We start from the raw sequence: 25,839 nt of genomic DNA on the forward strand, positions 1-25,839 counted from the left end.
TGATGAGTATGCTCGCCGCCGACCCGGACGTGCTCCGGATCGGCAACTGTTCCGGCTTCTACGGTGATCGGTTCGGTGCCATGCGCGAGATGCTGGACGGGGGACAGCTCGACGTGCTCACCGGCGACTATCTCGCCGAACTCACCATGCTGATCCTCGGCAGGGACCGGATGAAGGACCCGGACCTGGGCTACGCCAAGACCTTCGTCAAGCAGATCGAAGACTGCCTGGGCCTGGCGCTGGAGCGCGGCGTGCGCATCGTGGCGAACGCGGGCGGTCTCAACCCGGCCGGTCTGGCGGAGAAGCTCCGCAAGGTCGCCGCCGACCTCGGACTGGACGCGAAGATCGCGCACGTCGAGGGCGACGATCTGGTCGCGCGCGCCGCCGAACTCGGTTTCGGCGCGCCGCTGACCGCCAACGCCTATCTCGGTGCGTGGGGCATCGTCGAATGCCTGAACGCGGGCGCGGACATCGTGGTCACCGGCCGGGTCACCGACGCGTCGGTGATCGTCGGCCCGGCCGCCGCGCACTTCGACTGGGGCCGAACGGATTACGACCGGCTGGCGGGCGCGGTGGTGGCCGGGCACGTCATCGAGTGCGGGACCCAGGCCACCGGCGGCAACTACGCCTTCTTCACCGAACTCGCCGACCTGGGCAGGCCCGGCTTCCCGATCGCGGAGATCCGCGCCGACGGCAGCAGCGTCATCACCAAGCACGCGGGTACGGGCGGCGCGGTCACCGTCGACACTGTCGAGGCCCAGCTGATGTACGAGATCCAGGGACCTCGCTACGCCGGACCTGACGTGACCTCCCGCCTGGACACCATCCGGCTCGAGCAGGACGGGCCGGACCGGGTGCGGATCAGCGGCGTCACCGGTGAGGCCCCGCCGCCCCGGCTCAAGGTGTCGCTGAACACCCTCGGCGGTCTCCGCAACGAGATGGAGTTCGTCCTCACCGGTCTGGACATCGAGGCGAAAGCGGAGCTGGCGCGGCGGCAGCTGGAGTCCTGGCTACCGGTCCGGCCCGCCGAGCTGACCTGGACCCTGGCCCGCCTGGACCGGCCGGACGCGCAGACCGAGGAGCAGGCCAGCGCGCTGCTGCGCTGCGTGGTGCGCGACCCGGACCCGAACAAGGTGGGGCGCGCGTTCTCCAACGTCGCGGTGGAGCTGGCGTTGGCCAGCTACCCGGGATGCAGCTTCACGACGCTGCCTGGCAACGGATCTCCCTACGGCGTGTTCACGCCCGGGTTCGTCGACGCCGCCGAGGTGCCGCACACGGCGGTGCTGCCCGATGGCGCCCGCGTCGAGGTCGCGCCCTCCACGGAGACAGCCGAACTCACCGAAGTCGCCGAACCGCCCGCTCCGGAGCCACTGCCCCCCGGGGAAACCCGCCGCGTGCCGCTGGGGACGATCGCCTTGGCCCGTAGTGGTGACAAAGGCGGCGACGCGAACGTCGGCGTGTGGGTGCGCACCGACGAGCAATGGCGCTGGCTGGTGCATACGCTCACCGTGGAGCGCGTCAAGGAATTGCTTCCGGAAGCGGCCGCGCTGACGGTCACGCGGCACGTCCTGCCCAACCTGCGGGCGCTGAACTTCATCATCGAAGGCCTACTCGGTCAGGGCGTGGCCTATCAGGCCCGCTTCGATCCGCAGGCCAAGGGACTCGGCGAATGGCTGCGGTCTCGTCACCTCGACATTCCAGTGGAGCTGCTGTCATGACGAAACTCTGGGAGACGCCGGAACGGCGCGAATTGCGTTCCACGGTGCGCGGATTCGTAGAACGCGAGATCCTGCCCTACCTGGACGGCTGGGAACGCGCCGGGGAGATCCCGCGCGAGCTGCACAAGAGGGCAGGCGCGCTGGGCCTGCTCGGCGTGCAGTTCCCGGAATCCGTCGGCGGGTCCGGTGGCGACGGCGTGGACGCGATGATCGTCTGCGAGGAGATGCACCAGGCCGGTGCGTCCGGCGGAGTGTTCGCCTCGCTGTTCACCTGCGGCATCTCCGTGCCGCACATCATCGCCTCGGGCGACGCCGGGCAGATCGAGCGCTGGGTGAAGCCGACGCTGGCGGGCGAGAAGATCGGCTCGCTGGCGATCACCGAACCCGGCGGCGGCTCCGATGTCGGGCACCTCACCACCACCGCGCGCCGCGACGGCGACCACTACGTCGTCAACGGCGCCAAGACCTACATCACCTCCGGCGTCCGCGCCGATTTCGTCGTCACCGCGGTGCGCACGGGCGGCTCGGGTTCCGGCGGTATCTCGTTGCTCATCATCGACAAGGACACGCCGGGCTTCACGGTCAGCCGCAAGCTGGACAAGATGGGCTGGCTGGCCTCCGACACCGCCGAGCTGTCCTACGTCGACGTCCGGGTGCCGGTGGAGAACCTGGTCGGGCCGGAGAACTCCGGGTTCTTCCAGATCGCGGGCGCGTTCGTCAGCGAGCGCGTCGGCCTCGCGGTGCAGGCGTATTCCAGCGCCCAGCGCTGCCTGGACCTGACCTTGGAGTGGGTGCGCGACCGGGAGACCTTCGGCCGTCCGCTGATCAGCAGGCAGGCGGTGCAGAACACGGTCACCGAGATGGCGCGGCGCATCGATGTCGCCCGCGTCTACACCCGCGAGGTGGTGCGGCGCAGCGCCGAAGGCGAGACCGACCTCATCGCCGAAGTGTGCTTCGCCAAGAACACCGCGGTGGAAGCGGGCGAGTGGGTGGCCAACCAGGCCGTCCAGCTGTTCGGCGGCCTCGGTTACATGCGCGAATCCGAGATCGAGCGCCAGTACCGGGATATGCGCATCCTCGGCATCGGCGGCGGCACGACCGAAATCCTCACCGGCCTGGCGGCGAAGCGATTGGGGTACCAGTCATGACCATCCTGCGCAGCGCCCTCGACACCACCGCGCCGGAGTACGAAGCCGCGGCCGACGCCATGACGGCCAAGCTCGCCGAGGTCGAGGCCGAGTTCGCCAAGGCCATCGCGGGCGGCGGTCCGGACAAGCTGGCCCGGCACCGCAAGCGCGGCAAGCTGACCGCGCGCGAGCGCATCGAATTGCTCGTCGACGAGGACTCGCCGTTCCTGGAGCTGTGCCCGCTGGCGGGCTGGGGCAGCGAGTTCCACGTCGGCGGCAGCACCGTCGCCGGTATCGGCATCGTGGAGGGCGTCGAGTGCATGATCGTCGCGCCCGACCCGACCGTGCGCGGCGGCACCTCGAACCCGTGGACGTTGCGCAAGACGTTGCGCATCAACGACATCGTGCGGGAGAACCGGTTGCCGGTGATCTCGCTGGTGGAATCCGGCGGCGCGGACCTGCCCACGCAGAAGGAGGTCTTCGTCCCCGGCGGCCGGATGTTCCGCGATCTCACCCAGGCGTCGGCGGCGGGCATCCCGACCATCGCGCTGGTGTTCGGCAACTCCACCGCGGGCGGCGCCTACATCCCCGGCATGTCCGATCACGTGGTGATGATCAAGGAGCGCTCGAAGGTATTCCTCGGCGGTCCGCCGCTGGTCAAGATGGCCACCGGCGAGGAGTCCGACGACGAATCCCTCGGCGGCGCGGACATGCACGCGCGGGTCTCCGGCCTCGCGGACTACTACGCGTTGGACGAGCAGGACGCGATCCGCATCGGCCGTTCCATCGTCAAACGGCTGAACTGGCGCAAGCAGGGCCCGGCCCCGCGCGCCGAGGTGATCGAGCCGCTCTACGACCCGGAGGATCTGCTCGGCGTCGTGCCGTCGGATCTGCGGATCCCGTTCGACCCGCGCGAGGTGATCGCCCGCATCGTCGACGGCTCGGACTTCGACGAGTTCAAGCCGCTCTACGGCAGCAGCTTGGTCACCGGATGGGCCGAACTGCACGGATATCCCGTCGGCATCCTGGCCAACGCGCGCGGTGTGCTGTTCTCCGAGGAGTCGCAGAAGGCCACCCAGTTCATCCAGCTGGCCAACAAGACGAACACGCCACTGCTGTTCCTGCACAACACCACCGGCTACATGGTGGGCAAGGAGTACGAGCAGAAGGGCATCATCAAGCACGGCGCGATGATGATCAACGCCGTCTCCAACTCGAAGGTGCCGCACATCTCGGTGCTGATGGGCGCGTCCTACGGGGCGGGCCACTACGGCATGTGCGGCCGGGCCTACGATCCGCGGTTCGTCTTCGCTTGGCCCAGCGCGAAATCCGCCGTCATGGGCGGCGCGCAGCTGGCGGGCGTCATCTCGATCGTCGGCCGGGCCGCCGCTGAGGCCAAGGGCCTGCCGTTCGACGAGGAGGCCGACGCGGGGATGCGCGCCATGGTGGAGGCGCAGATCGAGGCGGAGTCGCTGGCGATGTTCATGTCCGGGCGGCTCTACGACGACGGCGTCATCGATCCGCGCGATACCCGCACCGTGTTGGGAATGTCCTTGTCGGCCATTCACAACGCCCCGATCAAAGGCGCCGACGGCTTCGGCGTCTTCCGAATGTGAGGCCGAATATGACCGCATCACAGAGCGATTCGATCAGCGGCGACCGGGTGACGGGCGGGCTCACGAACGTACTCGTCGCGAATCGCGGCGAAATCGCCCGGCGGGTCTTCGCCACCTGCCGCCGGATGGGCCTGGGCACCGTCGCGGTGTACTCCGACGCGGATGCCGCCGCGCCGCACGTCAGCGACGCGGACGCCGCCGTGCGGCTGCCCGGCAGCACGCCCGCGGAAACGTATCTGCGCGGTGAGCTGATCATCGAGGCGGCGCTGGCCGCGGGCGCCGACGCCATCCATCCCGGTTACGGATTCCTCTCCGAGAACGCCGAATTCGCCGAGGCCGTGCTCGCCGCCGGGCTGGTCTGGATCGGACCGCCCGTCGAGGCGATCGAGCAGATGGGCTCGAAGGTCGCGTCGAAGAAGATGATGGACGCCGCCGGAGTGCCGGTGCTCGCCGAACTGGACCCGGCGCAGGTCACCGAGGCGCACCTGCCGGTGCTGATCAAGGCGTCGGCGGGCGGCGGCGGTCGCGGCATGCGCGTGGTCCGCGAGCTGGCCGACCTGGCCCCGCAGATCGAGGCGGCCCGGCGCGAGGCGGAATCCGCGTTCGGCGACCCGACGGTCTTCTGCGAGCGCTACCTCGAGACCGGTAGGCACATCGAGGTCCAGGTGATGGCCGATACGCACGGCGTCATCTGGGCGGTGGGCGAGCGCGAATGCTCTATCCAGCGCCGCCACCAGAAGGTGATCGAGGAGGCGCCTTCGCCGCTGGTGGAACGCACCCATGGCATGCGGGCGCGGCTGTTCGAGGCGGCGCGCCTGGCGGCGGGCGCGATCGGCTACACCGGCGCGGGCACCGTGGAGTTCCTCGCCGACGAACAGGGCGAGTTCTTCTTCCTGGAGATGAACACCCGCCTGCAAGTGGAGCATCCGGTCACCGAGTGCACCACGGGGCTGGATCTGGTCCGGCTGCAACTGGACGTCGCCGCGGGCGGCGCGCTGCCCGCCGAACCGCCCGCGATGCGCGGACATTCGATCGAGGTCCGGCTCTACGCCGAGGACCCGGCACACGACTGGCAGCCGCAGAGCGGAACCGTGCACCGGCTCGACATCCCCTCGGTGCGCACCGAATTCGACCTGCTCGACCGGCCGGGCGTGCGCCTGGACACGGGTGTGGTGGACGGCTCGGTGGTCGGCGTGCACTACGACCCGATGCTGGCCAAGGTCATCTCCTACGCCGAAACGCGCGGCGAGGCGGCGCGCCTGCTGGCCGCGGCGCTGCACCGGGCGAAGATCCACGGCTTGGTCACCAATCGGGACCTGCTGGTGCGCGTGCTGCGTCATCCGGCGTTCCTGGCCGGTGACACCGACACCGCGTTCTTCGCCACGCACGGGCTGGAGACTCTCGCCGCCCCGCTGGTGTCGGAGTCCGACGAGGCCCTGTCCATCGTGGCCGCCGCGCTGGCCGACGCCGCCGCCAATCGCGGCAGCGCGCGGGTGGGCGGCGGTCTGCCCAGTGGGTGGCGGAACCTGCCGGCGCAGTCGCAGCGCAAGTCGTACGGAAGCCGCGTCTCCGGGACGCACGAGGTGGGATACCGGTTCGGACGGACCGGCGTCACCGTGGACGGTCACGACGGTCTCGAGCTGGTCGAGTCGGCTCCCGATCGCGTCGTGCTGTCGATCCCGGGCGAACGCGGCCCGGTGCGCAGGCATTTCGAGGTCGCCCGCTACGGCGACCAGGTGTACGTCGATTCACCGCTCGGCCCGGTCGCCGTGCGCAGGTTGCCGCGCTTCAGCGACCCGGCCGACCAGGTGGCCACCGGCTCGCTGCTGGCGCCCATGCCGGGCAGCGTGATCCGGCTCGGCGCCGAGGTGGGCAGCCACGTCGAACAGGGCCAGCCGATCCTGTGGCTGGAGGCGATGAAGATGGAGCACACCATCGCCGCGCCCGCCGCGGGCGTGCTCAGCGCCGTCAACGTCACCGTCGGCCAGCAGGTCGAGGTCGGCGCCGTGCTCGCGGTCGTCGAACCCGCCGACAACGAGGAAACACAGGAGGAGCGATGAGCCACAATCGCGCAGCGCTCATCGATCCGACGGGGTGCGTGAGCCCCCGCGAGACACAGGAGAACTGATGGGCTTCATCGAAACCGACGAGCAGAAGGCGCTGCGGGCCGCCGTCGCCGCGCTGGCCGCCAAATACAACTACCGCGACTACGTGCTGCCGAAGGCGCGTAAGAACGAGCCGCTGGACGAACTGTGGCAGGAGGCGGGCAAACTCGGCTTCCTCGGGGTGAACCTGCCCGAGGAGTACGGTGGCGGCGGCGCGGGCATGTACGAACTGTCGCTGGTGATGGAGGAGCTGTCCGCCCAGGGTGCGGGCCTGCTGCTCATGGTGGTCTCCCCGGCCATCTGCGGCACCATCATCACCAAATACGGCACCGACGAGCAGAAGCGGGAATGGCTGCCCAAGCTCGCCGACGGCTCCGGCAAGATGGTCTTCGGTATCACCGAGCCGGACGCGGGCTCCAACTCCCACCAGATCACCACCACCGCGCGCCGCGACGGCGACGACTGGATCCTCAACGGCCGCAAGATCTTCATTTCCGGCGTGGACCAGGCCGAGGCCGTGCTGATCGTCTCCCGTACTTCCGACCACAAGACCGGCAAACTGAAGCCCGCCCTGTTCATCGTGCCGACCGACGCCGAAGGCTTCACCAAGACGGCGCAGGAGATGGACATCATCGAGCCCGATCACCAGTACACCCTGTTCCTCGATGACGTCCGCCTGCCCTCCACCGCACTGGTCGGCAAGGAGGACGCGGCGCTGATGCAGCTGTTCGCGGGGTTGAACCCCGAGCGCATCATGGGCGCGGCGATGGCGATCGGTCTGGCCCGCTACGCCATCGATCGCGCCGTGGAATACGCCAAGGAGCGCACGGTGTGGAAAACGCCGATCGGTGCCCACCAGGGCATCTCGCATCCGCTGGCGCAGGTGAAGATCGAACTCGAACTGGCGAAGCTGATGATGCAGAAGGCCGCCGCCCTCTACGACACCGGCGACGAGATGGGCGCCGCCGAAGCGGCCAACATGGCGAAATACGCGGCGGCGGAAGCCAGTATCAAAGCACTCGACCAGGCCATCCAGACGCACGGCGGCTCGGGCCTGACCAGGGACGTCGGCCTGGCCGCGATGCTCGCCGCCGCGCGCATCGGACGCATCGCGCCGGTGAGCCGCGAAATGATCCTCAACTTCGTCGCCCAGTACTCGCTGGGTCTGCCGAAGTCGTACTGAGAGGAACCGCATGACCGAGACGGGTCCGTTCGTCCGCTACGAGGTGGGCGACGGTGTCGCGACCCTCACCTTCGACTCGCCGCACAACCGCAACGCGCTGTCGTCCAAGCTGGTCGCCGAGCTGCTGCGCGGGCTCGACGACGCGGCCGCCGACGAGAAGGTTCGGGTCATCGTGCTCACGCACACCGGCAACACCTTCTGCGCGGGCGCGGATCTCAGCGAAGCGGGCTCCGCCGATCCCGCCGTGGCCGCCGACGAGCGCACCCGCGTCATGATCGGCGTGCTGCGCAGGCTGGTGGAGATACCGAAGCCCGTGATCGCGCGGATCGACGGAAACGTGCGGGCGGGCGGCATGGGCATCGTGGCGGGCTGTGACGTCGTCGTGGCCGGGCCGGCCAGCAGTTTCGCGCTCACCGAGGTGCGCATCGGGTTGGCGCCGTTCATGATCTCGCTGACCCTGTTGCCTCGCCTCAGCCCGCGCGCGGCCAGCCGGTACTACCTGACCGGCGAGAAGTTCGACGCCGCCGTGGCGCGGGAGATCGGCTTGGTCACCGTCACCGCCGACGATCCGGCGGCCGAGGTGGCGCGGTTGTGCACGCAGGTGCGCAAGGGCTCGCCGCAGGGACTGGCCGAGGCCAAGCGGTTGGTCAACGCCGGCATCCTCGCCGAGTTCGACGCCTCCGCCGAGGAACTGGCGCGTCGTTCGGCGAGCTTCTTCGGCACCCCGGAAGTTCGCGAGGGGATGCTGGCCTTTTTGCAGCGTCGCCCGCCCAGCTGGGCAGAATAGCGACCATGGCGACACCGCACGAACCCAAGCAGGACCGCAGCCGAGCCACCCGGCAGCGCCTGCTCGAGGCGACCATCGACTGCCTGGCCGAGATGGGCTGGGCGGCCGCGACGGTCGCCGTCGTCGCCGAACGGGCGGGGGTGTCGCGTGGCGCGGCGCAGCATCACTTCCCCACCAGGGAGGATCTGATCACCGCCGCGCTGGAGTACATGTTCGACACGCGCAGCGGGCAGGCCGTACAGGAGGCCGCGACGCTGGTGGAGCTGGGCGACGGCCTGGCCCGCACGGAGGCCGTGGTGGCCGGTCTCGTCGAGTCCTACACCAGTCCGCTGTTCAAAGCCGCGCTCCAGGTGTGGACGCACGCGGCAGCCGACCCGGCGTTGCGCGAACGCATCGTCCCGCTGGAGGCCCGCTTCGGCCGCGCCTCCCACCGCCGCGCGGTCGAAGCGCTCGGCGTGGACGACTCCGACCCCGTCACCCACCACCTGGTCCAAGCGACCCTCGACATGGCGCGCGGCCTCGGCCTGGCCGACGTCCTCACCGACGACTCGGCTCGCCGCAAGCAGATCGTCCAGCAGTGGTCGGCCACCCTGCACGACGCCTTGCACGCATCGCGCTGAAACCGCTGCCCGTGGGCCGAAAGACGTGCGGCCCGACCTTCGGTGCCCGAGAGGCCGGGCCTGCCACGGACACGGCACAAGTGCCATCACCCGTTTCAGCAGGGTGCGACGCCGTGGCGAGCCCGTTCGGCCGAGTCAGGCGATCAGCACAGTCCTTGTTGCTCGAGCCGCCCGGAGTCGATGGCGTAGGAAGACGCTCCGATGGCGGCGCCGATCAGGCCGACGATGATAGCGCCGGGGATCGCGCCGACGAAGAAGACGGGCAGGCCGACGAGCGCCCCGATCGCGGCCCCGATCGCCGCGCCGATGCCCGTGCGCAGTTCGATCGTGTCGCCGGGTGGCAGGCACGCCTTGATGTAAGTGACCTGCGGGGGTTCGCCGGTCGCGGCGGCGATCGGCTCGGCCCGGTCGGCGGGGGCGGCCGACGCGGTGGCGGCGAATCCGACGGTGAGCGCGGTTGCGACCAATGCGCTGACTACCGTCACGGCCAGCTTCACGAAAGCGTTCAATTGTTTCCCTGGATGTTCGCGGTGGACGCGTGACCTGATGGTGGCGGTGGCCCCGGCTCCGACCAGGAGCCGTCACACATCCCGATCATCATCGCTGGCGTTTTGCGGGATGCCAAGAGCGGCGGCCGAATCCCTTGTGGATCGGTTCGAGGAGCGGCCGGAACGCGCGAAGGGCGCACCCACGATCCGCACCGACGCCGAGGGTCGGCTTCGGTGCGGATGCGGTGTTCAGCGGGCGCAGGGAGTCGCGCTGAACACTGGCAGGCGATGCGGTCGGGGGAGTGCAGGGCGACGGGACCGCATCGCACGGTTTCAGCGCGCTGCGGTCAGGTCGTACAACGTGACCCCGTCCACCTGGATGGCGGTGAAGTTCTCCTGGACCCACTGTGTGATCTGGGCGCTGGGGGAGGAATTGGACGAACCCGGGCCCCCACGACCGCCACCGACGAAGTAGTGGACCTTTCCTTCGGCGACATACTGTCGGAACTGCTCGAGCGTCGGCGACGGGTCGCTGCCGTTGAATCCGCCGATGGGCAGCACGGGCAATTCGGTGGCCAGCTGCAAGCCGGCCGCGCTGTTCGAGCCGATGGCCGCGGCCACCCAGGTGTAGTCGCCGCCGTTGTGCTCGAGGAGGGTCACCACCTGCGCGCTCGGTTCGCTCGCTCCGAGGAGACCGCCGATGCCACCGCCACCGGGTCCCGCACCGCCGTCATCCGGCGCGATCTGCCCATCGGGCATGGTCGCGGGCGGGAAGGTGATGCCGTCCGCTGCCTGCTGGCCGCGTGGGTTGCCCTGCGGACCTGTTCCCGGCGAAAGCCCGTCCGGTGGTGTACCGCCCGGGGCCTGCCCGCCGTCGGCACGGCTGGTGATCGCCGATCCGTCCGGCATGCGGCGACCCATGCCCGGCATTCCCTCCCCCCAGGGCGGCCGGCCACTCATCGCGACGTGCGGCCCGGCCGAGGGGATCGAACCGGCGTGCGGCGTCGCGATCGTGTCCACGCAGTAGGCGACCGGCCCGGCCAGGAAGGTGAACGCGACAGCCAGCGCCGACAGGGCGGCCAGTTCTCGCGGGGCGGGGAAGAGGACGGCGAGCGTCGCGACCACGCCGACGACCAGCACCGTCCAGCGCAGCCACGACTGCCATTCGGGACTGCGGGACAACAGCATCCACGCGGTCGCCGTGGTGAGACCCACCGCGAGTGCCGTCAGCAGCCGCACCCACAGCCGATGCCGCTCCCGCCGGGCCAGCGCCGCACCCGCCCCGACGAGCGCGGCGACAGCCGGAGCCAGGGCCACGGTGTAGTACTGGTGGAAGATGCCGGCCATGAAGCTGAAGACCAGCCCGGTCACCAGCAGCCAGCCACCCCAGAGGACGAGCGAAGCGCGCTGTCGATCGGTGCGAGCCGCTCTGCCGCGCAGCAGGATTCCCACGACGAGCGCGACCAGCGCCGCGGGGAGTAACCAGGCGATCTGACCGCCCTGTGCCGGTTCGAACATCCGCGCGATGCCGGTGTTGCCCCACATGCCGTTCCCGCCCGCCGGAAGTTCACCGCCGGGGCCGACGCTGCCGCGCTCGTTGCCGTTGAGCCGGCCGAGCCCGTTGTAGCCGAGGGTCAGTTCCAGGATCGAATTCTCGTGCGAGCCACCGATCCACGGACGTGACGAGGCGGGCCACAGCTCCACCGCCAGCAACCACCAGCCCGCGGCGACCATCATCGCGGCTCCTGCCGCGAACAGTTGCGCGATGCGTTTGCCGAGCTTCGGCGGACCCGCGATCAAGTAGGTCAGTGCGAGCGCGGGCACCACCAGCAGCACCTGCAATTGCTTGGTCAGGAAACCGAAACCGATCAGCGCGCCGGTCAGCATCAGCCAGCGCCAGCGGCCCTCCTCCACCGCCCGCGTCATCGCCCAGGCCGCCGCGACCATCAAGAACACCAACAGCGCGTCGGGATTGTTGAACCGGAACATCAGCGCCGCGACGGGCGTCACCGCCAGCGCCGACCCGGCGAGCAGTCCGGCCGCTGGCCCGAACGGTCTGCGTACCGTCGCCCATACCAGCGCCACGGTGGCCACACCGAGCAGTACCTGCGGCACCAGGATGCTCCAGCTGTCGAGCCCGAACGCCCGCACCGACAGCTCCATCAACCACAGCGAGGCGGGCGGTTTGTCCACGGTGATGGAGTTCGCCGCGTCGGAGGACCCGAAGAAGAACGCCTTCCACGACACCGAACCCGCCTGCACGGCGGCCGAATAGAAGGAGTTCGCCCACCCGTTGGCGCTCAGGTTGCACAGATAGGCCACCGCCGTGCCGAGCAACAGTGCCGCCAGCGCCGGATACTCGCGGCTTCGCGCGGCCGCGGGCAGCGGTTCGGCCGCGACGGTGCTCGAGGTCGCGGTCATCAGTGTTCTCCCTCGTCGTCGCGCCCGATACCGGAGACCGCCGTGCTACCACGGGCAGCGAGGCGATCGACACTGTCGCGGAACACCCACCGCAGCCCGACAAACCGCGACAACGTCGCCAGCAGATTGGCCGCCACCAGGACGAACAGTTCCAGATGCACCGAGGCTCTCGGGGCCAACCGATGCAACGTGAACAGCGATCCGCTGGTGAGCGCCAATCCGATGCCGAAGATCACCAGACCTTGGAACTGGTGGGCCACGGCGCCGGTCGAGCCGCGCACGCCGAAGGTGAAGGCGCGGTTGGCCGCGGTGTTCGCCACCGCCGTGATCAGCAACGCCGCGAAGTTCGCCACCTGCGCGCCGGTCAGTGGTTGCGCCAGCACGTAGAGCAACAGATAGGCCAGCGTGCTCAGCACGCCGACGATCGCGAACCGCACCAGCTGGCCGACCATGCCCAGGGGCACTCCCGCCACCAGCGGTTCCCGGCCCACCGCGCTGCGCAATTCGTCGAGCGGCAGCGCCCCGGTGGCCAGCGCCCGTCCCAGCCGCCAGATGCCGAGCAGGTCCTTGCGCGCGGTGTCGAGGATGTCGACTCGGCTGTCGGGATCATCGATCCAATCCACGGGGACCTCGTGAATGCGCAGACCGGCCCGCTCGGCGAGGACGAGCAATTCGGTGTCGAAGAACCACTCCCCGTCGCGCACCAGCGGCAGCAGGCGGCGCGCCACGTCGGCGCGCAGGGCCTTGAATCCGCACTGGGCATCGGAAAAGTGCGCTCGCAGCGAAGCTTTCAGCAACAGGTTGTAGCAGCGCGAGATGATCTCGCGCTTGGGTCCGCGCACCACGCGGGACGCGGAGTCCAGCCGGGTGCCGACGGCCACGTCGGAATGCCCGGTGATCAGCGGCGCGACCAAGGGAAGCAGGGCGTTCAGGTCGGTGGACAAGTCGACGTCCATGTAGGCGACCACCTGCGCGTCGGAGCGCTCCCACACCGCGCGCAGCGCCCGCCCGCGTCCCTTGGCCGCCAAGTGCACGACCCGTACGTCGTCCAGCTCCCCGGCGAGCAGTTGGGCGACTTGCAGCGTGTCATCGGTGCTCGCGTTGTCGGCGACCGTGATACGCGCCTGGAACGGGAACCCGTCGCGCAGGTAGGCGTGCAGTCGGCGCACGCACACGCCGAGGTCGGTCTCTTCGTTGTAGACGGGTATCACCACGTCCAGCACGGGCGCACCCGTGGTCTCGGTTCGTTCCGCCGCCGTGACGGTCAGAGTCTCGGTCATGCGAACCACATTCGGCGGCCACGCTGCCACGGAGCTGGGTCTCAGCAGTGAGGTTCCTGCAAGCCGAACTCGTCGGTCGCACCGGAAAAGTGGCCCACGTAGCGTACGGTCGGTAGCAGCGGGACCATTCAGGTCTCCGAACAAAGGACCACGATTGTCCGACAAATCTCCGCGCAGCTCGATGTCCAAGAAGTCCGAGAAGACCCTCAAGGAAAAGCGAGCGGACAAGAAGGCCAAGGCCGCCGGCGAGCCCACCATCGATTCCAAGAAGCGCTGATCTCGCCGCTGAGCGAGAATCCCTCGCTCAGCGGGGTTCCCGCCGGGGGCGGCGCGTCGTGCTCGAGCATCGCGAACCTCCCGTAGTGCCCGCACAGCTCGGTCGAGTCGGCGGGTGCGGGCTTGGTACCGGTGGTTGCAGGTAGCATCCGAATTCGTGATGCTCAGCGGCCGGACGGTAGGGGACCAGCCGAGCAGACGCGTGGACGCGCGCACCGAGCGCTGGCGCGAGCATCGCAAGAAGGTGCGCGAGGAATTCGTCGACGCGGCGTTCCGCGCGCTGGACAAGTTCGGTCCCGCCGTCAGCATGGGCGACATCGCCAAGGAGGCGGGCGCGGCCAAGCCGAAGCTGTATCGGCATTTCGAGGACAAGACCGACCTCTACAACGCGATCGCCGACCGGGTGCGCGACATGCTCTGGGAACAGATCATGACCAGCTTCGACCTGACCGGCGACTCGGCCGGTGACCTCGTGCGCCGCGCGGCGACCGAATACGCGCTGGTGGTGTCGCGGCAGCCGAACGTCTTCCGGTTCATGCTGCACAGTCATTTCACGCAGCGGTCCGATGATGGCGACCGCGCCCTGCAATCGGCCAGGCAGTCCGCCGAACGCGCCGCCGAGCTGTTCGCCGACGCCGTGGACGACGAGTCGGTGCGAATCGTGAGCGTGGAGCTGGTGATCTATTCGATCTTCGGCGCGGTGGCATCGGCCACCGATTGGTGGCTGAAGGTGAACCGTTCGCAGCCGCCCGCCATGTCGGTCGAAGAGTTCGCCGACTATCTGAGCGAGATCATATTCGCGCTGGTAACGGCGAGCGCTCGGCTACACGGCATCGTGATCGCGGCCGAACTTCCGCTGCATTCGGCTTTTTCATCTATGTGACCGGAGCGCCCCCGGGACGGCGCCGAGGTCGGGTGCCGCATCCACGCCGAACAACGTTGTTCTGATCGCCTCGCCGTTGAGGCCACCTGTGTCCGCGACCTCCTCAGTATCGCAGCAGCCACCGACAAGAAACGACGCGCGCCGAGCGGTCAGCTCTGCAACCGCCACAGCGGGGAGACCGGACCGTGGCCCGCCCCCAGGTCGTAGGACGCGGCAAGGCAGCGATAGGTCCACTCCTTGGCGAATTCCACCGCTTCGGGCACCGGATAGCCGTGTGCCAGCGCGCAGGCGATCGCGGCGGCCAGCGTGTCGCCGCCGCCGTGGTCGTTGCCGGTCGCGATGCGCGGCGCGGTGAACTCGAGGAACTGCTCTCCGTCGAACAGCAGATCGGTGCTGTACTCCGACGAGCGCAGATGCCCGCCCTTGACGATCGCCCACCGCGGCCCCAGCTTGTGCAGCGCCTCGGCCGCGCGTCGCGCCGAATCGTCGTCGTCGACGTCGATGCCCGTGAGCAGGCGGACTTCGTCCAGGTTCGGCGTCACCACGGTCGCGAGCGGAATCAGCGTGTTTCGCACCGCGTCCAGCGCCTCGGCGTGCAACAGGGGGTCGCCGTGCATCGAGGCCGCGACCGGATCGACGACCAGCGGAATGTCGCCCTCGCGACCGATGCCGACCTCCCGGCACACCGCGGCGACCGCCTCGATGATCGCGGTGGAGGCCAGCATGCCGGTCTTCGCGGCACCGACGCCGATGTCCCCGGCGACCGAGCGCACCTGATCGGCCACGACCTGCGGCGGAATCTCGTGAAAGCCGCTGACACCCACCGAGTTCTGCACGGTCACCGCCGCCACCGCCACCAAGGCGTGCACGCCGCACAACGCCATCGTGCGGGTATCGGCTTGGATTCCGGCGCCTCCGCCGGAATCGGTACCGGCGATGGTGAGCGCCCGGACGGGGGTCTGCCCCTCGGCGGGCAATGGCAGCAATTTCACGACACAAACCCTACGGCGGTGCGGCCGCGTCGACACCGGCGCCCGGGACCGGTTCGCCGACAGCAAATGAAAATCGTTATCATTAATCCCATGGACTCCGATCTGCTTCCCGTCACCGTGCTGTCCGGCTTTCTCGGTGCGGGCAAGACGACGCTGCTCAACCACATCCTCGCCAACCGAGAGGGCCGCCGGGTGGCGGTCATCGTCAACGACATGAGTGAGGTCAACATCGACGCCGCGCTGGTCGCGGGCCAGGGTCACCTCGACCGCACGGAGGAGAAACTGGTCGAGCTGACCAACGGCTGCATCTGCTGCACCCTGCGCGAGGACCTGATCGAGGCCGTCGCCCGGCTCGCTCGCGAGGGGCGGTTCGATCAGCTGGTTATCGAGTCCACCGGCATCTCCGAGCCGATGCCGGTGGCCGCCACGTTCGACTGGGAATTCGAGGACGGGTTCCGGCTGGGAGACATCGCCCGGCTGGACACCATGGTGACCGTGGTGGACGCCTCGACCTTCCTCGCGGAGGTGGCGCGCGGGCAGGCGCTAGCCGAGCGGAACCTGCAAGCGGGCGAGGGCGACGCGCGCACCATCGCCGATCTGCTGGTGGATCAGGTCGAGTTCGCCGACGTGCTGCTGGTCAACAAGACCGACTTGGTCGGCGCCGCCGCCGCGGGCGCGGTGGAGGCCGCGGTGCGCCGCCTGAATCCGCACGCCCACGTGCTGCGCACCAGCAACGGCGTGGTCGACCTGGCCGAGGTGCTGGACACCGGCCGCTACAACCCGCTGGTCGCCGCGGAGGCCGAGGGTTGGGCAGAGGAACTCGCCGGCGGGCACACACCCGAGACCGAGGAGTACGGCATTCGCAGTCTCACCTACACCGCCGACCGCCCGTTCCATCCACTGCGCCTGTCCGAAGCGCTGGAGCAGTTGCGCGGCCTGCTGCGCAGCAAGGGGTTCTGTTGGATCGCGAGCCGTTCGACGCTGGCCGCGGTGTGGTCGCAGGCGGGGCCGAACCTGGTTTTCGAACCCGCCGCCTGGTGGTCGTCGCTGGAGGTGCCGCCGGGACAGGAGATCGTCTTCATCGGGATAAAGCTGGATTCCGAGGAGGTGCGCGCGTTGCTGGATGCCGCCCTGCTCACCGACGAGGAGTTCACCGAGGGGCCGAGCGCGTGGGCCGACTACCCCGACCCCTTCCCGGTCTGGGAGGACCTGCACGAACACGCCTGACAACGGCGGCGGCCCACGCTCGCCGATGCCGGGACGTGGGCCGTCGCTGCGCCACCGCATGGCGGGCCGTTCTCAGCTCGAGATGCCGGGCGCCTGGCGGAGGTAGGTGGTGTCGGTCAGTTGCTCGATCATGAAGTCGGCGATGTCGGCGCGGGTGATCTTCAAGGCGAGACCACGCTCGTCCGCCGGGAATCCGCGCCGGTAGCTGCCGGTGCGCGGTCCGTCGGTGAACGCGCTCGGCCGCACGATCGTCCAGTCCAGATCGCTGGCCTGGACGTACTGCTCCTGCCGGACGTGATCGGCGTAGGCGGGACGCAGCAGCAGCCCGAACATCACGTACTTCCACAGGAAGTTCAGGTTGCCCCGGCTGTCGCCGACGCCGAGGGTCGTCTGGCAGATCAGTCGCTTGACACCGGTGCGATTCATCGCGTCGATGACCGCTTTGGTGCCGCCCGCCCGGACCACGCCCTTGCGGCCGTCGCCGAGCGAGATCAGCACCGCGTCCTGTCCCTCCACCGCGCGCTGCACCGAATGCGTGTCCAGCACGTCGCCTTCCACTACCCGCAGCCGCTCGTGGCGCTGCGTTACGCCCGCCGCGCTGCGGGTGAACGCCGTGACCTCATGCCCCTCCTGCAGGGCCCGCTCGACGACGAGACGACCGACGGTACCGGTGGCGCCGAAGACTGCGATTCTCATGGTTTCTCTCCTGGTTCGAAAGCTTCTGTGCTGTTGGTCAATCCAGTACATCAGCGCGTAGCGAGACGAACCATGGCCGTGAGTCTCGATGACATAAGAGACTGTCTCGAACCAGCGTGCGACGTGGCCGCCACTGCGACCGGCGTGGCGGCCACGTCACCGATCAGCGCAGCTCGGTGAAGAACTTCGTGATCTCCTCCGCCATCAACGCGGGCGCCACATGGTGCAGGTAGTGGGTGTACACGTCGTGCGTGCGCCACGACACGATGTTGTGGTCGCGCTCGGCGAAGCGCCGGATGCCGTGGAAATCGCCCGCGGAGCCGCACAGCGCGAGCGGAACCGTGGTCGGGGCGGTGGGGTGCTCGGCCTTGTCCTTCTCGAAGTAGTGCCGGATCGCCGAACCGGCGGTGCCCGTCAGCCAGTGGATCGCGATGTTGGTCAGCACGAAGTCGTCGTCGAGATCCGGACCGAGCAGCTGGCCGTTCCAGCCGACCAACCCGGCGGGCGAATCCGTGATCGCGTGCGCCAGCGTCTGCGGCTGCTGCGATTGCAGCACGTTGAAGCCCATCTTGTTCTTGACGAACCAGTCCAGGGTGGCCAGCGACTGCTGCTCGCCTTCGTCGAGATCGGCCAGCTCGGCCGGATCGCCGGAGGGGAACGAGTACACCTGCGTGACGTGCACGCCGACCACGTTGTCCGGCGCCACCCGCCCGAGTTCCGGCGAGATCTGCGAGCCGCCGTCGTTGCCCACCGCGCCGTAGCGGGTGTATCCGAGCCGTCGCATCAGCTCGGCCCAGGCGCGGGCGATCCGGGTGTCGTTCCAGCCCGTCTCGGTGGTGGGACCGGAGAATCCGTATCCCGGCACGGAGGGGATCACCAGATCGAACCCGGCCGCGGTGAGCGGCTCGATGACGCCGACGAACTCGACGAAGGTGCCGGGCCAGCCGTGCGTGAGAATCAGCGGAAACGCGTTGTCCTGCGCGGACTTCACGTGCAGGAAGTGGATGTTCTGGCCGTCGATCTCGGTGGTGAACTGCGGATACGCGTTCAGCGACTGCTCGACCGCCCGCCAATCGAACCCGTCACGCCAGTAGCCGACCAGGTGGCGCACCCGCTCAACGCTCACCCCGTAGGTGTCGCCCGAGCCCGGGATCTGCTCGGCCCAGCGGGTGCGGGCCAGCCGATCGCGCAGGTCGTCCAGGTCGGCCTGGTCGACGTCGATGCGGAAGGGGGTGATCGCGGTCATCTGCTGCTCCTGATTGAAACGGAATGTTCTGTTCTGTTTGAACATATCAGAACGGAGCATTCCGTTTCAACTGCTATCCTGAATTCATGCCGAAGACAACCGATGTACCAGCTCAGAAGGGTCTACCCGGCCGCAAGGCGCAGGCGGCCCGCAACGACGGTCTGATCCTGGAGGCCGCCCGCGCGGTATTCCTCGCCGATGCCACCGCCCCGATCTCCGCCGTCGCGGAACGCGCGGGCGTGGGGATCAGCGCCCTGTATCGCCGCTACCCGAGCAAAGAAGCGCTGCTGCGCAAGCTCTGCCACGACGGCTTGCGCCGGTACAACGTGGAAGCCGAAGCGGCGCTCGAGGAGGCGGACGGCTGGCGTGGCCTCGTCGGCTTTCTGGAGCGGGTGGTGGACGCCGACGTGCACTCGCTCACCGTGCATCTCGCGGGCACCTTCACCCCCGACGAATCGATGCTGCCGGACATCCGGCGCTCCGGTGCGGCGACCGAAGAGATAGTGAGCCGCGCCCACGCCACCGGCAAGCTGCGTCCCGACGTGACGCCGCAGGATCTCGGGTTGATCCTGGAGTCCTGCGCGGCGGTCGCGGTGCCCGCCCCGGAGCGCACCGTCCAGCTGCGCAGGCGCGTCCTCGCGATGCTCGTGGCCGGGCTCAGCGCGGACGGTGACCTGCCCGGCCCCCCACCGGCGCCGGGTGAGTTCTCCTGGCGCTGGGCGCGGCGATAGCGCGCCGATGAATTTCGCCGTGCGCACTGGTCTGCACTGGTAGGAATACCCGCAGTCGCCGGAAAGGATGTGCCGTGAACTGGACACTCGAGGTCGTGATCGTCCCCGTGTCGGATATCGACCGGGCCAAGCGGTTCTACGCCGAGCAGCTCGGCTTCACCCTTGACCACGACACCAAGGTCGCCGACGGCGTGCGCATCGTGCAGCTCACCCCGCCCGGCTCGGGATGCTCGATCGTGATCGGCGAGGGCGCGGTGCCGGACCTGCCGCCCGGCTCCCAACAGGGCCTGCAACTGGTGGTCAACGATCTGCGCAAGGCCCACGAGGAACTGACCTCCCGGGGCGTCGAGCTAACCGAGATCCAGGTCCTCGGCGAAAACCCGAGACCCATGCCGGACCCACTGGACAACGTCGGATTCTTCTTCTTCAACGACCCGGACGGAAACGGCTGGGCCGTTCAGCAGATCTCGACTCGCCCCTGAGCGCGCTGCGGATAGCGGCCGCGTCTGTCCGGAGCGGGTGAGGATGATTCAGCTACCGATGGAAAGCATGGCCGACCCGGTCAGGCCAGTCCGTCGGTAGTCAGCGGATCGTCTTATAAATCAGGCTCATGAGTTGATCGGCGACGGCGGGTGATGCAGCGATCGTGTCAGGGGAGTCGAGACTGTGCTGACGAGAGGCGGAATCGAGGACAATTGCGCCCGCCTCTCGGGCGATGAGCACACCAGCGGCTGTATCCCAGGGTTTATTGGACAGCATCACGCAGGCGTCGGTTCGTCCCTCGGCGACCCACACGAGATCGAGAGCGGCAGACCCGAACATTCGTACTCGCTCCACGGTTGCCGCCAGTGCGGCGGTGAGAGCGATCCGCCGCTTGTTCTTCAGCTCCGCCTCCGGTCCGACCGCGTAGTCACCAATGGAGACAATCGCCCCGCTGAGTGTTTCGGTATTGCTTGCGTTGATCGGCTTGTCATTGCAAAACGCGCCCTGCCCGGCGGCAGCGTAGTACTCCAGGCCGAGGAAGGGTGCGCCGACGACTCCGATCACTGGTTCCCTGTCGCGAACCAGAGCCAGCGAGACCGCGCAGAGCGGAAGTTTATGGATGAAGTTGGATGTCCCGTCGATCGGGTCGAGCACCCACATGGGTTGGCCGGAGTTGGGTACCGACATGTCATCGAGTTCCTCCCCTAGGAAACTGAACGTGGGCGTCGTATCGGCCAGATACCTCCGGATGTGGTCTTGAATCCGATGGTCCAGGTCGGTCACATAATCCCGGTCGCTCTTGGCGCGGATGCTTCCTCGGTCAGCCGTGCGGAGGAGCGCCGCTCCTCGGTCGACAGCCGAACGGGCTACTGCGAGCAGTTCGTCTCGACTCATTGTCATACTGACGAAACCTCCCGGCCGCTGGACCACATCGTTTCGAACACTTCGGAGAACGTCTCGAAAAGCCCTGGTGACCCGGATTTGCGAGCGACCAGCGTCGGTGATTCGACTCCTCGGGCTCTCGGTAGGTAGGGCTGGATGATGCAGACTGCCGAGTCGACAATGGTGATATTGAAGCGGACGGTCTCATCGTAGGTGCGGATTCGAATGGGCTTCGCCTGTGATGTGGCGAATTTTCTCTGCACTCGTATCAAGCACTTCATGTTCAATTCCGTGAGGCTCGACAGCACGCCAGGTGCATGGCCCTCCTCGGTCTCTCGAAGGCGGATATGGGTTCCGCTCGGGTCGAGGAATAGGCATCGGAGTGTGGCACCGGACTCGAGCAACTTCATGAGGTCGGTATCCGAATACTGCTGGCAGAGCAGATTCAGCGACAGGCCCGCCATATCGACTCGCCGGGTGTTCTCGAACAGTTTTCGTGGCGGTATGGCATGCAGGAAGTGGGTTCGGTTTGCGAAGATCGCCTCGACGTCGGCCATATCGCGAACGAAAGAGCGTGCAGCATCACGTATTTCGCGGCGTGATCGAACATCGCTGGGACTCGCGCAGTCCTCGAACAGCTCGTCGGCCGACCAGCCGGGGAACATAGCCTCCAAGATCCGGCGGTGATGGGGGTACGGGAGACTGGTGAGGTTTCCGGAGAGCCAACGATAGAACTGCGCCTTCTTCGGTCCTGCGCCGACGAGTTCGGGTTCGGATTCGTTCGCGACTCTGTCGTATTCGCGGTTGAACGCGGACACGGTTTGGAGGTGGCGCTGTTGCAGCAATGCTTTCAGTACGGTTCCCATAGGTACACCAGCTCTCTGGTCTTCCTGATTCCGGCGACGCAGCGAAGATGAGACATAGAAGATACCTCCGCCGGTTTCGCTGATCAAGGTGATGCATTGGTGGCGGCGCGGACAGACTGGTGCGCTGCCGAGACTCTTCGCATGGTTCAGATCGTCACCGCAGGAATCGTTGCCGTCGGCTTGGCGCTGCTGGCCGTCGGCACCTTCTACGTCTTGCCCTACCTGCTCGACAGAGATGACGTCCTACCGAAATCAGCAGTGCCCTTTGGCGACATCATCGACCGCCTCGACATCGAGGACGCTCATGCAACGATGCAAGACCACGTCCGATGCAGCATTGATTCCTGCCAGGACAAGGCTTTCGCGTACTGGACGCTGGTCGGTGCCGGGCAGATCGTTCCGGACGAACGCGTGCAGCGGAGGGCGCCATGACCCTACCCGTCAGCGCGGATATCGTTCGAATTCGCCATCGCGTCTGCGGCGAACAACCCGGCGAAATCTCACTCGCCGTCGCGAAGATAATCTTGACCCAGCACGCTGGGCACGGCGCGCGCTGCATGCAGTTCCTGGGTGCGCTGAAGCGAGCCTCGGTGGTGTGCGGGTGAGGCCGCAGCTGTGCACACGTGTCTCTTCGGCCTCCGCGCGGTGGCCACGGTCGCCCCTCTGCTGGGTAGAAAGCGGAGACCATTGCGGCTCCGTTGTTGGGACTTCGATGGCAACGGTCATACAACACAACAGATCTCGACCCGTCCGGAAGCGGATCGGTGACGAACCTCGGGTGGGTCTGTCTCGGCTACCGGGTGCCGAGGAAGAGGGTTTGCGTGCTGCGGCCCAAGGGGCCCTTTTCGTCGTAGAGCGCCGATTCGGCCATACCCATGCCATGGGGTTGGGGGTAGGTGACGGCGTCGAGGCAGACCCATTCACCCGCCGGTTGGCGGTGCAGGGTGACCGTCAGATCGGTGTTGATGAACAGGTACTTCGACCAGTCGAGGATGGCGCTGACGCCGTTGCCGGAATCGGCGGCCGCGAGGGTGCGCTCCAGCGGGCTCGGATCGGTGCCGGCGACGATCGGGTGTTTGATCCGGATCCAGCAGGTGGCGGGGCCGGGCTCGGTGAAGGATCCGCTGACGAAGCGGTATTCGATGGCGGTGTGGAAGCCGACCGGCTGGGTGGACGGGAACGGCGCGGGCGCGTCCGCCTGCTCGGGGCCGGGCCGCGTGCCGGTCGGTAGGAAACGTTCCGGCAGCGGCAATTCCGGTTCCGCGAGCTTGAACCTCCAGGCATTCGCCCGCATCACCGGGCCGCGATCGGTGGACAACCTCGCCTCGATGAGCTCGACGCTGCGGCCGGGACGGACGACACGCGCGGCCGCCGTCAGCGGCTCCAGCGGCACCGGGCCGAGGATCTCGACCGCGACCCGGCCGACCTGGAATCCCGGGCGCGGCTCGCACCGCTCGATCACGTGACCGAGCAGGGCCGAGGGCGGACCCGCGTGCTGGGCGTCCGGCGACCAGGGGCCGCGGGTGAGCTCGGTGGAGACGAACCGATCCGGACGCCGCGGGTCGGGGAGGTAGAAGGCGTCGCTCATGGCCGCGCCTCGCTCGGCTCCGTCGTGTTCCCTCGCTGGCGCTCGCTCACGTCCTCGTCCATCCTCCGGGCCGATCGATCCGTTCTACGACGACGGTAGCCCGCACCCTGACCGTGCTGGAGGTCAGACCCGGCCGAACACGAGCGCCACGTTGTGCGCGCCGAAACCGAACGAGTTGTTCAACGCGAAGTCCACGCGCTGGGTGCGCGGGCCGCCCGTGACGATGTCCAGATCGATCGCGGGGTCGGGATGGTCGAGCATCAGGGTGGGCGGAACGACCTGGTCGCGCAAGGTCAGCATGGTGGCCCCGCCACCGCGCACGGGCGTTCGAGATGGAATCGGTTCGGATCAGACAGGCGCGGTGGTTCTCATTACCGCCCGGCAACCGAGCGATCCTGCTCGACAGCGCGCTCATCCCGCAGGCACGCGACTCCGATGCCGAGTGCGACCAGTCCCACGACGTCGAATGCCGCGACGCGCATCAATCCCGGGCCGACCGGACCTCCGGCGATCACCAGGACAAGAAAACCGCCGAAGCTGATCGTGTTGGCGCACACAGCGATCGGACGTAGCACGGGGCGAAGGATTGCCAGCAGCAGACCGATACCGACGACCGCGAACAGCACGGCCCGATGCCGCAGCACCACCTCGAGATCGCGGTCTGCGGCAGCTATGCCGTAGGCCGCGTACATTCCCTGTGGGGCGACCGCGCCGATCGCAGGCGCGGTATTGAGCAGCCCTGCGGCGGCCAACAAGGCCCGCCCGGCATGTCGTCGCATAAATTCTCCTCGGATCGATGTCCTGCGATCATCACGCTCGGCGTAACCCATGCGCTTCCGAAAACCCGCTACATCGGGGGTCGCATCCTGGGCGGCGTCCGTGGTGTCGCGCTCGGGCGCGTTCTGCTCAGCGCTCGGCGGCCTTGGGTGCGGTGTCGAGGATCTGTGTGCTGTCGGCACGGGCCTCGGCGCGTTCGCGTTCGATCGCTGCGCGTCCACCTTGCTGGGTGCCTGTGCGAGGACGCGGGTCTGCTCGACTGCCTTGGCGCTAAGAGTCCGACAGAGCGCCGACTCGGTCGAGGGATGCCCCTTGTCGGGTCGACCGCGCCAGTAGTCGGCTGCCACAGGCGTCAGGACGCCGAAATGTCGAATTTTGTTGCATGCCCCCACTCGCCGATGGAAAGCGAAAGGTACCGTCGCAAGTGGTAGCCATCGGCGGAGGAGTACGCCATGAACGACATTCCACCGAACGAAGTCGGGCGCAGGCTGCGTGAGATCCGCGCGTGGCGCGGGCTGAGCCTCCAGGTCGTTGCGGGCCTGGCTGGTATCAGCTTCGGATACCTCGCTCGCCTCGAACGCGGTGAACAAGCCTTGTCCAACCGCGCCACCCTGGAGGCGCTGGCTCGGGCGCTGCGCGTTTCGCCTGCGGAGTTCTATCCCGCAGCCGGGCAAGCCGGTTCCTGTGCCGAGAGCAACGAGTCCGCCCATGCGGGCGTCGTGGCAATCGAACGCGCGCTCGATGTGTACGAACTCGGCGAAGATCCCGGCGGCGAGGTCCGCGATTGGCCCGTCATCGCGGCTGACCTCGAGCGACTGGCCGATATGGCGCAGGTGTCTTCGGACTACGCCGGTCAAGCCGACCTTGCCCCTGCGCTGCTGGCTGAGTTACACGCGGTCTATGCCCGCTCTCCGGAACATCGCCGTAACGCGCTGCTGGGCCTGATCACCTGTTATGCGTCGGCTATGTGGGTGACCAAGCGGTTCGCCGGACGTGGCCTGTCGCTGCTCGCTGCGAAAGCCGCGCAGGAGTGCGCCGCCATGCTGGAATCTCCTGCATGGACCGGGTTCGCCGTCTGGCTACGCGGTGATGCCACGGGCGGGTTGTCGCGGCCGGAACAGTATCGGCGCGCGGTGCGGTGCCTCGACGAACTGAGCCCGCACCTGGACGACGCGGAAGTCCTGCAAACCTCCGGGATGCTGCACCTGTCGGCCGCGCTTGCCTCGGCGGTGCAGCGCGACCGCGCGACTACCGACACGCATTTGGACGAGGCCGCCGAGTTGGCCGCGCGCATGGACACCGAGACGGGGACATTCGGGCGGTTGTGGTTCGGGTCATCGAATGTCGGTATCTGGCGCGCGTGCATCGGCATGGAACTCGGCGACGGGGTGAAGGTCGCCGAGAAGGCACGCGGGGTGAATGTGCACAGCATTCCCAGCAAGTCACGGCAAGCCGAGTTCTACATGGAAATCGGGCGCGCACTGCTGACCGATCCCACCCGCCGTGAACAAGGTGTGCAAGTGCTGTTGCGCGCCGAACATCTCGCACCGCAACGTGTCCACGCCGATGTCCTGGCACGCGAAGCCGTGGCCGACGTGCTACGTGCCGCTCGCCGCGACGTCGGAGGGCGTGAATTGCGCGGTCTGGCTTGGCGATTGGGCATCGGTCCCGAAGCCGCACCGAAGAACTGATCAATCCCCGTGGTTTGTCCTTGATGGACAAAACCGTTGTAGCCCTGCTCATAACGTCAGCTCCGGCCCCGACGCCGGGGTGAGCGGGCCGATTCCTCGCGGCCGCGCCAGCACAGCTATGGCCGCTGGCTGGTGTTGATGCCCTCGGCGTCGGGT

The 25,839-nt window shown here is 68.0% G+C and carries 24 protein-coding genes and 1 pseudogene; 14 read left to right on the forward strand and 11 right to left on the reverse strand.

Going from position 1 to position 25,839, the window contains the following annotated elements; translation table 11 throughout:
* Positions 1–2 precede the first annotated feature (2 nt).
* From M8859_RS07800 to M8859_RS07830, 7 genes are all read left to right on the forward strand, one after another.
* Positions 3–1,718 carry an acyclic terpene utilization AtuA family protein gene (locus tag M8859_RS07800; RefSeq protein WP_195069669.1) on the forward strand — a complete coding sequence of 572 codons (1,716 nt, stop codon included), beginning with the start codon at positions 3–5 and terminating at the stop codon, positions 1,716–1,718.
* Entirely contained in the window at positions 1,715–2,866 is a 1,152-nt protein-coding gene (locus tag M8859_RS07805) for an acyl-CoA dehydrogenase family protein (RefSeq protein ID WP_159921912.1), read from the forward strand. The genes M8859_RS07800 and M8859_RS07805 overlap by 4 nt, the downstream gene beginning before the upstream one ends.
* Positions 2,863–4,461 carry an acyl-CoA carboxylase subunit beta gene (locus tag M8859_RS07810; protein WP_249644056.1) on the forward strand — a complete coding sequence of 533 codons (1,599 nt, stop codon included), beginning with the start codon at positions 2,863–2,865 and terminating at the stop codon, positions 4,459–4,461. Before M8859_RS07805 ends, M8859_RS07810 begins: the two co-directional genes overlap by 4 nt.
* Before the next feature lie 8 nt (positions 4,462–4,469).
* The gene (locus M8859_RS07815; RefSeq protein WP_195069667.1) at positions 4,470–6,521 is read left to right on the forward strand and encodes an ATP-binding protein; all 2,052 of its coding nucleotides are present in this window, start codon (positions 4,470–4,472) and stop codon (positions 6,519–6,521) included.
* Between the two features lie 67 nt (positions 6,522–6,588).
* Positions 6,589–7,749 carry an acyl-CoA dehydrogenase family protein gene (locus M8859_RS07820; RefSeq protein ID WP_159921906.1) on the forward strand — a complete coding sequence of 387 codons (1,161 nt, stop codon included), beginning with the start codon at positions 6,589–6,591 and terminating at the stop codon, positions 7,747–7,749.
* 10 nt (positions 7,750–7,759) lie between these two features.
* A complete protein-coding gene (locus M8859_RS07825) occupies positions 7,760–8,536 on the forward strand; it encodes an enoyl-CoA hydratase family protein (RefSeq protein ID WP_195069666.1) in 777 nt (258 codons plus the stop codon).
* 5 nt (positions 8,537–8,541) lie between these two features.
* Positions 8,542–9,156: a TetR/AcrR family transcriptional regulator gene (locus tag M8859_RS07830; RefSeq protein WP_195069665.1), complete on the forward strand. Its 615-nt coding sequence runs from the start codon at positions 8,542–8,544 to the stop codon at positions 9,154–9,156.
* A gap of 143 nt (positions 9,157–9,299) precedes the next feature.
* On the opposite strand, the gene M8859_RS07835 is transcribed toward M8859_RS07830, so the two are convergent.
* The 3 genes from M8859_RS07835 to M8859_RS07845 all read right to left on the reverse strand — a co-directional run bounded on the left by M8859_RS07835 (position 9,300) and on the right by M8859_RS07845 (position 13,345).
* Positions 9,300–9,665: a hypothetical protein gene (locus M8859_RS07835; RefSeq protein WP_159921900.1), complete on the reverse strand. Its 366-nt coding sequence runs from the start codon at positions 9,663–9,665 to the stop codon at positions 9,300–9,302.
* A gap of 312 nt (positions 9,666–9,977) precedes the next feature.
* A complete protein-coding gene (locus tag M8859_RS07840; RefSeq protein WP_195069664.1) occupies positions 9,978–12,065 on the reverse strand; it encodes a glycosyltransferase family 39 protein in 2,088 nt (695 codons plus the stop codon).
* Positions 12,065–13,345, reverse strand: coding sequence for a bifunctional glycosyltransferase family 2/GtrA family protein (locus tag M8859_RS07845; RefSeq protein WP_195139176.1), 1,281 nt, complete (start codon positions 13,343–13,345; stop codon positions 12,065–12,067). The genes M8859_RS07840 and M8859_RS07845 overlap by 1 nt, the downstream gene beginning before the upstream one ends.
* A 154-nt stretch (positions 13,346–13,499) precedes the next feature.
* On the opposite strand from M8859_RS07845, the gene M8859_RS36800 reads away from it, so the two are divergent.
* Positions 13,500–13,622: a hypothetical protein gene (locus M8859_RS36800; RefSeq protein WP_255466130.1), complete on the forward strand. Its 123-nt coding sequence runs from the start codon at positions 13,500–13,502 to the stop codon at positions 13,620–13,622.
* Positions 13,623–13,781: 159 nt separating this feature from the next.
* Entirely contained in the window at positions 13,782–14,504 is a 723-nt protein-coding gene (locus tag M8859_RS07850; protein ID WP_249644090.1) for a TetR/AcrR family transcriptional regulator, read from the forward strand.
* Between the two features lie 149 nt (positions 14,505–14,653).
* On the opposite strand, the gene thiD is transcribed toward M8859_RS07850, so the two are convergent.
* Complete coding sequence (thiD, locus tag M8859_RS07855) at positions 14,654–15,496, reverse strand: bifunctional hydroxymethylpyrimidine kinase/phosphomethylpyrimidine kinase (protein WP_195069662.1); 843 nt, start codon at positions 15,494–15,496, stop codon at positions 14,654–14,656.
* A gap of 90 nt (positions 15,497–15,586) precedes the next feature.
* On the opposite strand from thiD, the gene M8859_RS07860 reads away from it, so the two are divergent.
* On the forward strand, positions 15,587–16,723 hold the full coding sequence (locus M8859_RS07860; protein WP_159921892.1) for a GTP-binding protein: 1,137 nt from the start codon (positions 15,587–15,589) through the stop codon (positions 16,721–16,723).
* 72 nt (positions 16,724–16,795) lie between these two features.
* Here the strand turns inward: M8859_RS07860 and M8859_RS07865 are convergent, their stop codons facing one another.
* Positions 16,796–17,419, reverse strand: coding sequence for an NAD(P)-dependent oxidoreductase (locus M8859_RS07865; protein WP_159921890.1), 624 nt, complete (start codon positions 17,417–17,419; stop codon positions 16,796–16,798).
* A 163-nt stretch (positions 17,420–17,582) separates the two neighbouring features.
* Entirely contained in the window at positions 17,583–18,665 is a 1,083-nt protein-coding gene (locus M8859_RS07870) for an epoxide hydrolase family protein (protein ID WP_159921888.1), read from the reverse strand.
* 86 nt (positions 18,666–18,751) lie between these two features.
* Between M8859_RS07870 and M8859_RS07875 the strand changes: the two genes are divergently transcribed.
* Both M8859_RS07875 and M8859_RS07880 read left to right on the forward strand, forming a co-directional pair.
* Complete coding sequence (locus M8859_RS07875; protein WP_195069660.1) at positions 18,752–19,396, forward strand: TetR/AcrR family transcriptional regulator; 645 nt, start codon at positions 18,752–18,754, stop codon at positions 19,394–19,396.
* 74 nt (positions 19,397–19,470) lie between these two features.
* Positions 19,471–19,878: a VOC family protein gene (locus M8859_RS07880; RefSeq protein ID WP_195069659.1), complete on the forward strand. Its 408-nt coding sequence runs from the start codon at positions 19,471–19,473 to the stop codon at positions 19,876–19,878.
* 100 nt (positions 19,879–19,978) lie between these two features.
* On the opposite strand, the gene M8859_RS07885 is transcribed toward M8859_RS07880, so the two are convergent.
* Positions 19,979–20,773, reverse strand: a complete 795-nt coding sequence (locus M8859_RS07885; protein WP_321209592.1) for an inositol monophosphatase family protein — start codon at positions 20,771–20,773, stop codon at positions 19,979–19,981.
* Between the two features lie 2 nt (positions 20,774–20,775).
* On the reverse strand, positions 20,776–21,627 hold the full coding sequence (locus M8859_RS07890; RefSeq protein WP_249644057.1) for a DUF5919 domain-containing protein: 852 nt from the start codon (positions 21,625–21,627) through the stop codon (positions 20,776–20,778).
* Positions 21,628–21,768: 141 nt separating this feature from the next.
* Between M8859_RS07890 and M8859_RS07895 the strand changes: the two genes are divergently transcribed.
* Positions 21,769–22,059, forward strand: coding sequence for a hypothetical protein (locus M8859_RS07895; protein WP_195069657.1), 291 nt, complete (start codon positions 21,769–21,771; stop codon positions 22,057–22,059).
* A gap of 361 nt (positions 22,060–22,420) precedes the next feature.
* Here M8859_RS07895 and M8859_RS07900 read toward each other — a convergent pair whose 3' ends face one another.
* The 3 genes and pseudogenes from M8859_RS07900 to M8859_RS07910 form a co-directional block, all read right to left on the reverse strand.
* A complete protein-coding gene (locus M8859_RS07900; protein WP_249644058.1) occupies positions 22,421–23,215 on the reverse strand; it encodes a thioesterase family protein in 795 nt (264 codons plus the stop codon).
* A 123-nt stretch (positions 23,216–23,338) separates the two neighbouring features.
* Positions 23,339–23,518: pseudogene (locus M8859_RS07905) on the reverse strand (beta-ketoacyl-ACP synthase); the annotation flags it as partial.
* 68 nt (positions 23,519–23,586) lie between these two features.
* A complete protein-coding gene (locus tag M8859_RS07910; protein ID WP_159921874.1) occupies positions 23,587–23,994 on the reverse strand; it encodes a hypothetical protein in 408 nt (135 codons plus the stop codon).
* Between the two features lie 450 nt (positions 23,995–24,444).
* Between M8859_RS07910 and M8859_RS07915 the strand changes: the two genes are divergently transcribed.
* A complete protein-coding gene (locus M8859_RS07915; RefSeq protein ID WP_249644059.1) occupies positions 24,445–25,683 on the forward strand; it encodes a helix-turn-helix domain-containing protein in 1,239 nt (412 codons plus the stop codon).
* Positions 25,684–25,839 lie beyond the last annotated feature (156 nt).

The organism is Nocardia sputi, from assembly GCF_023501985.1.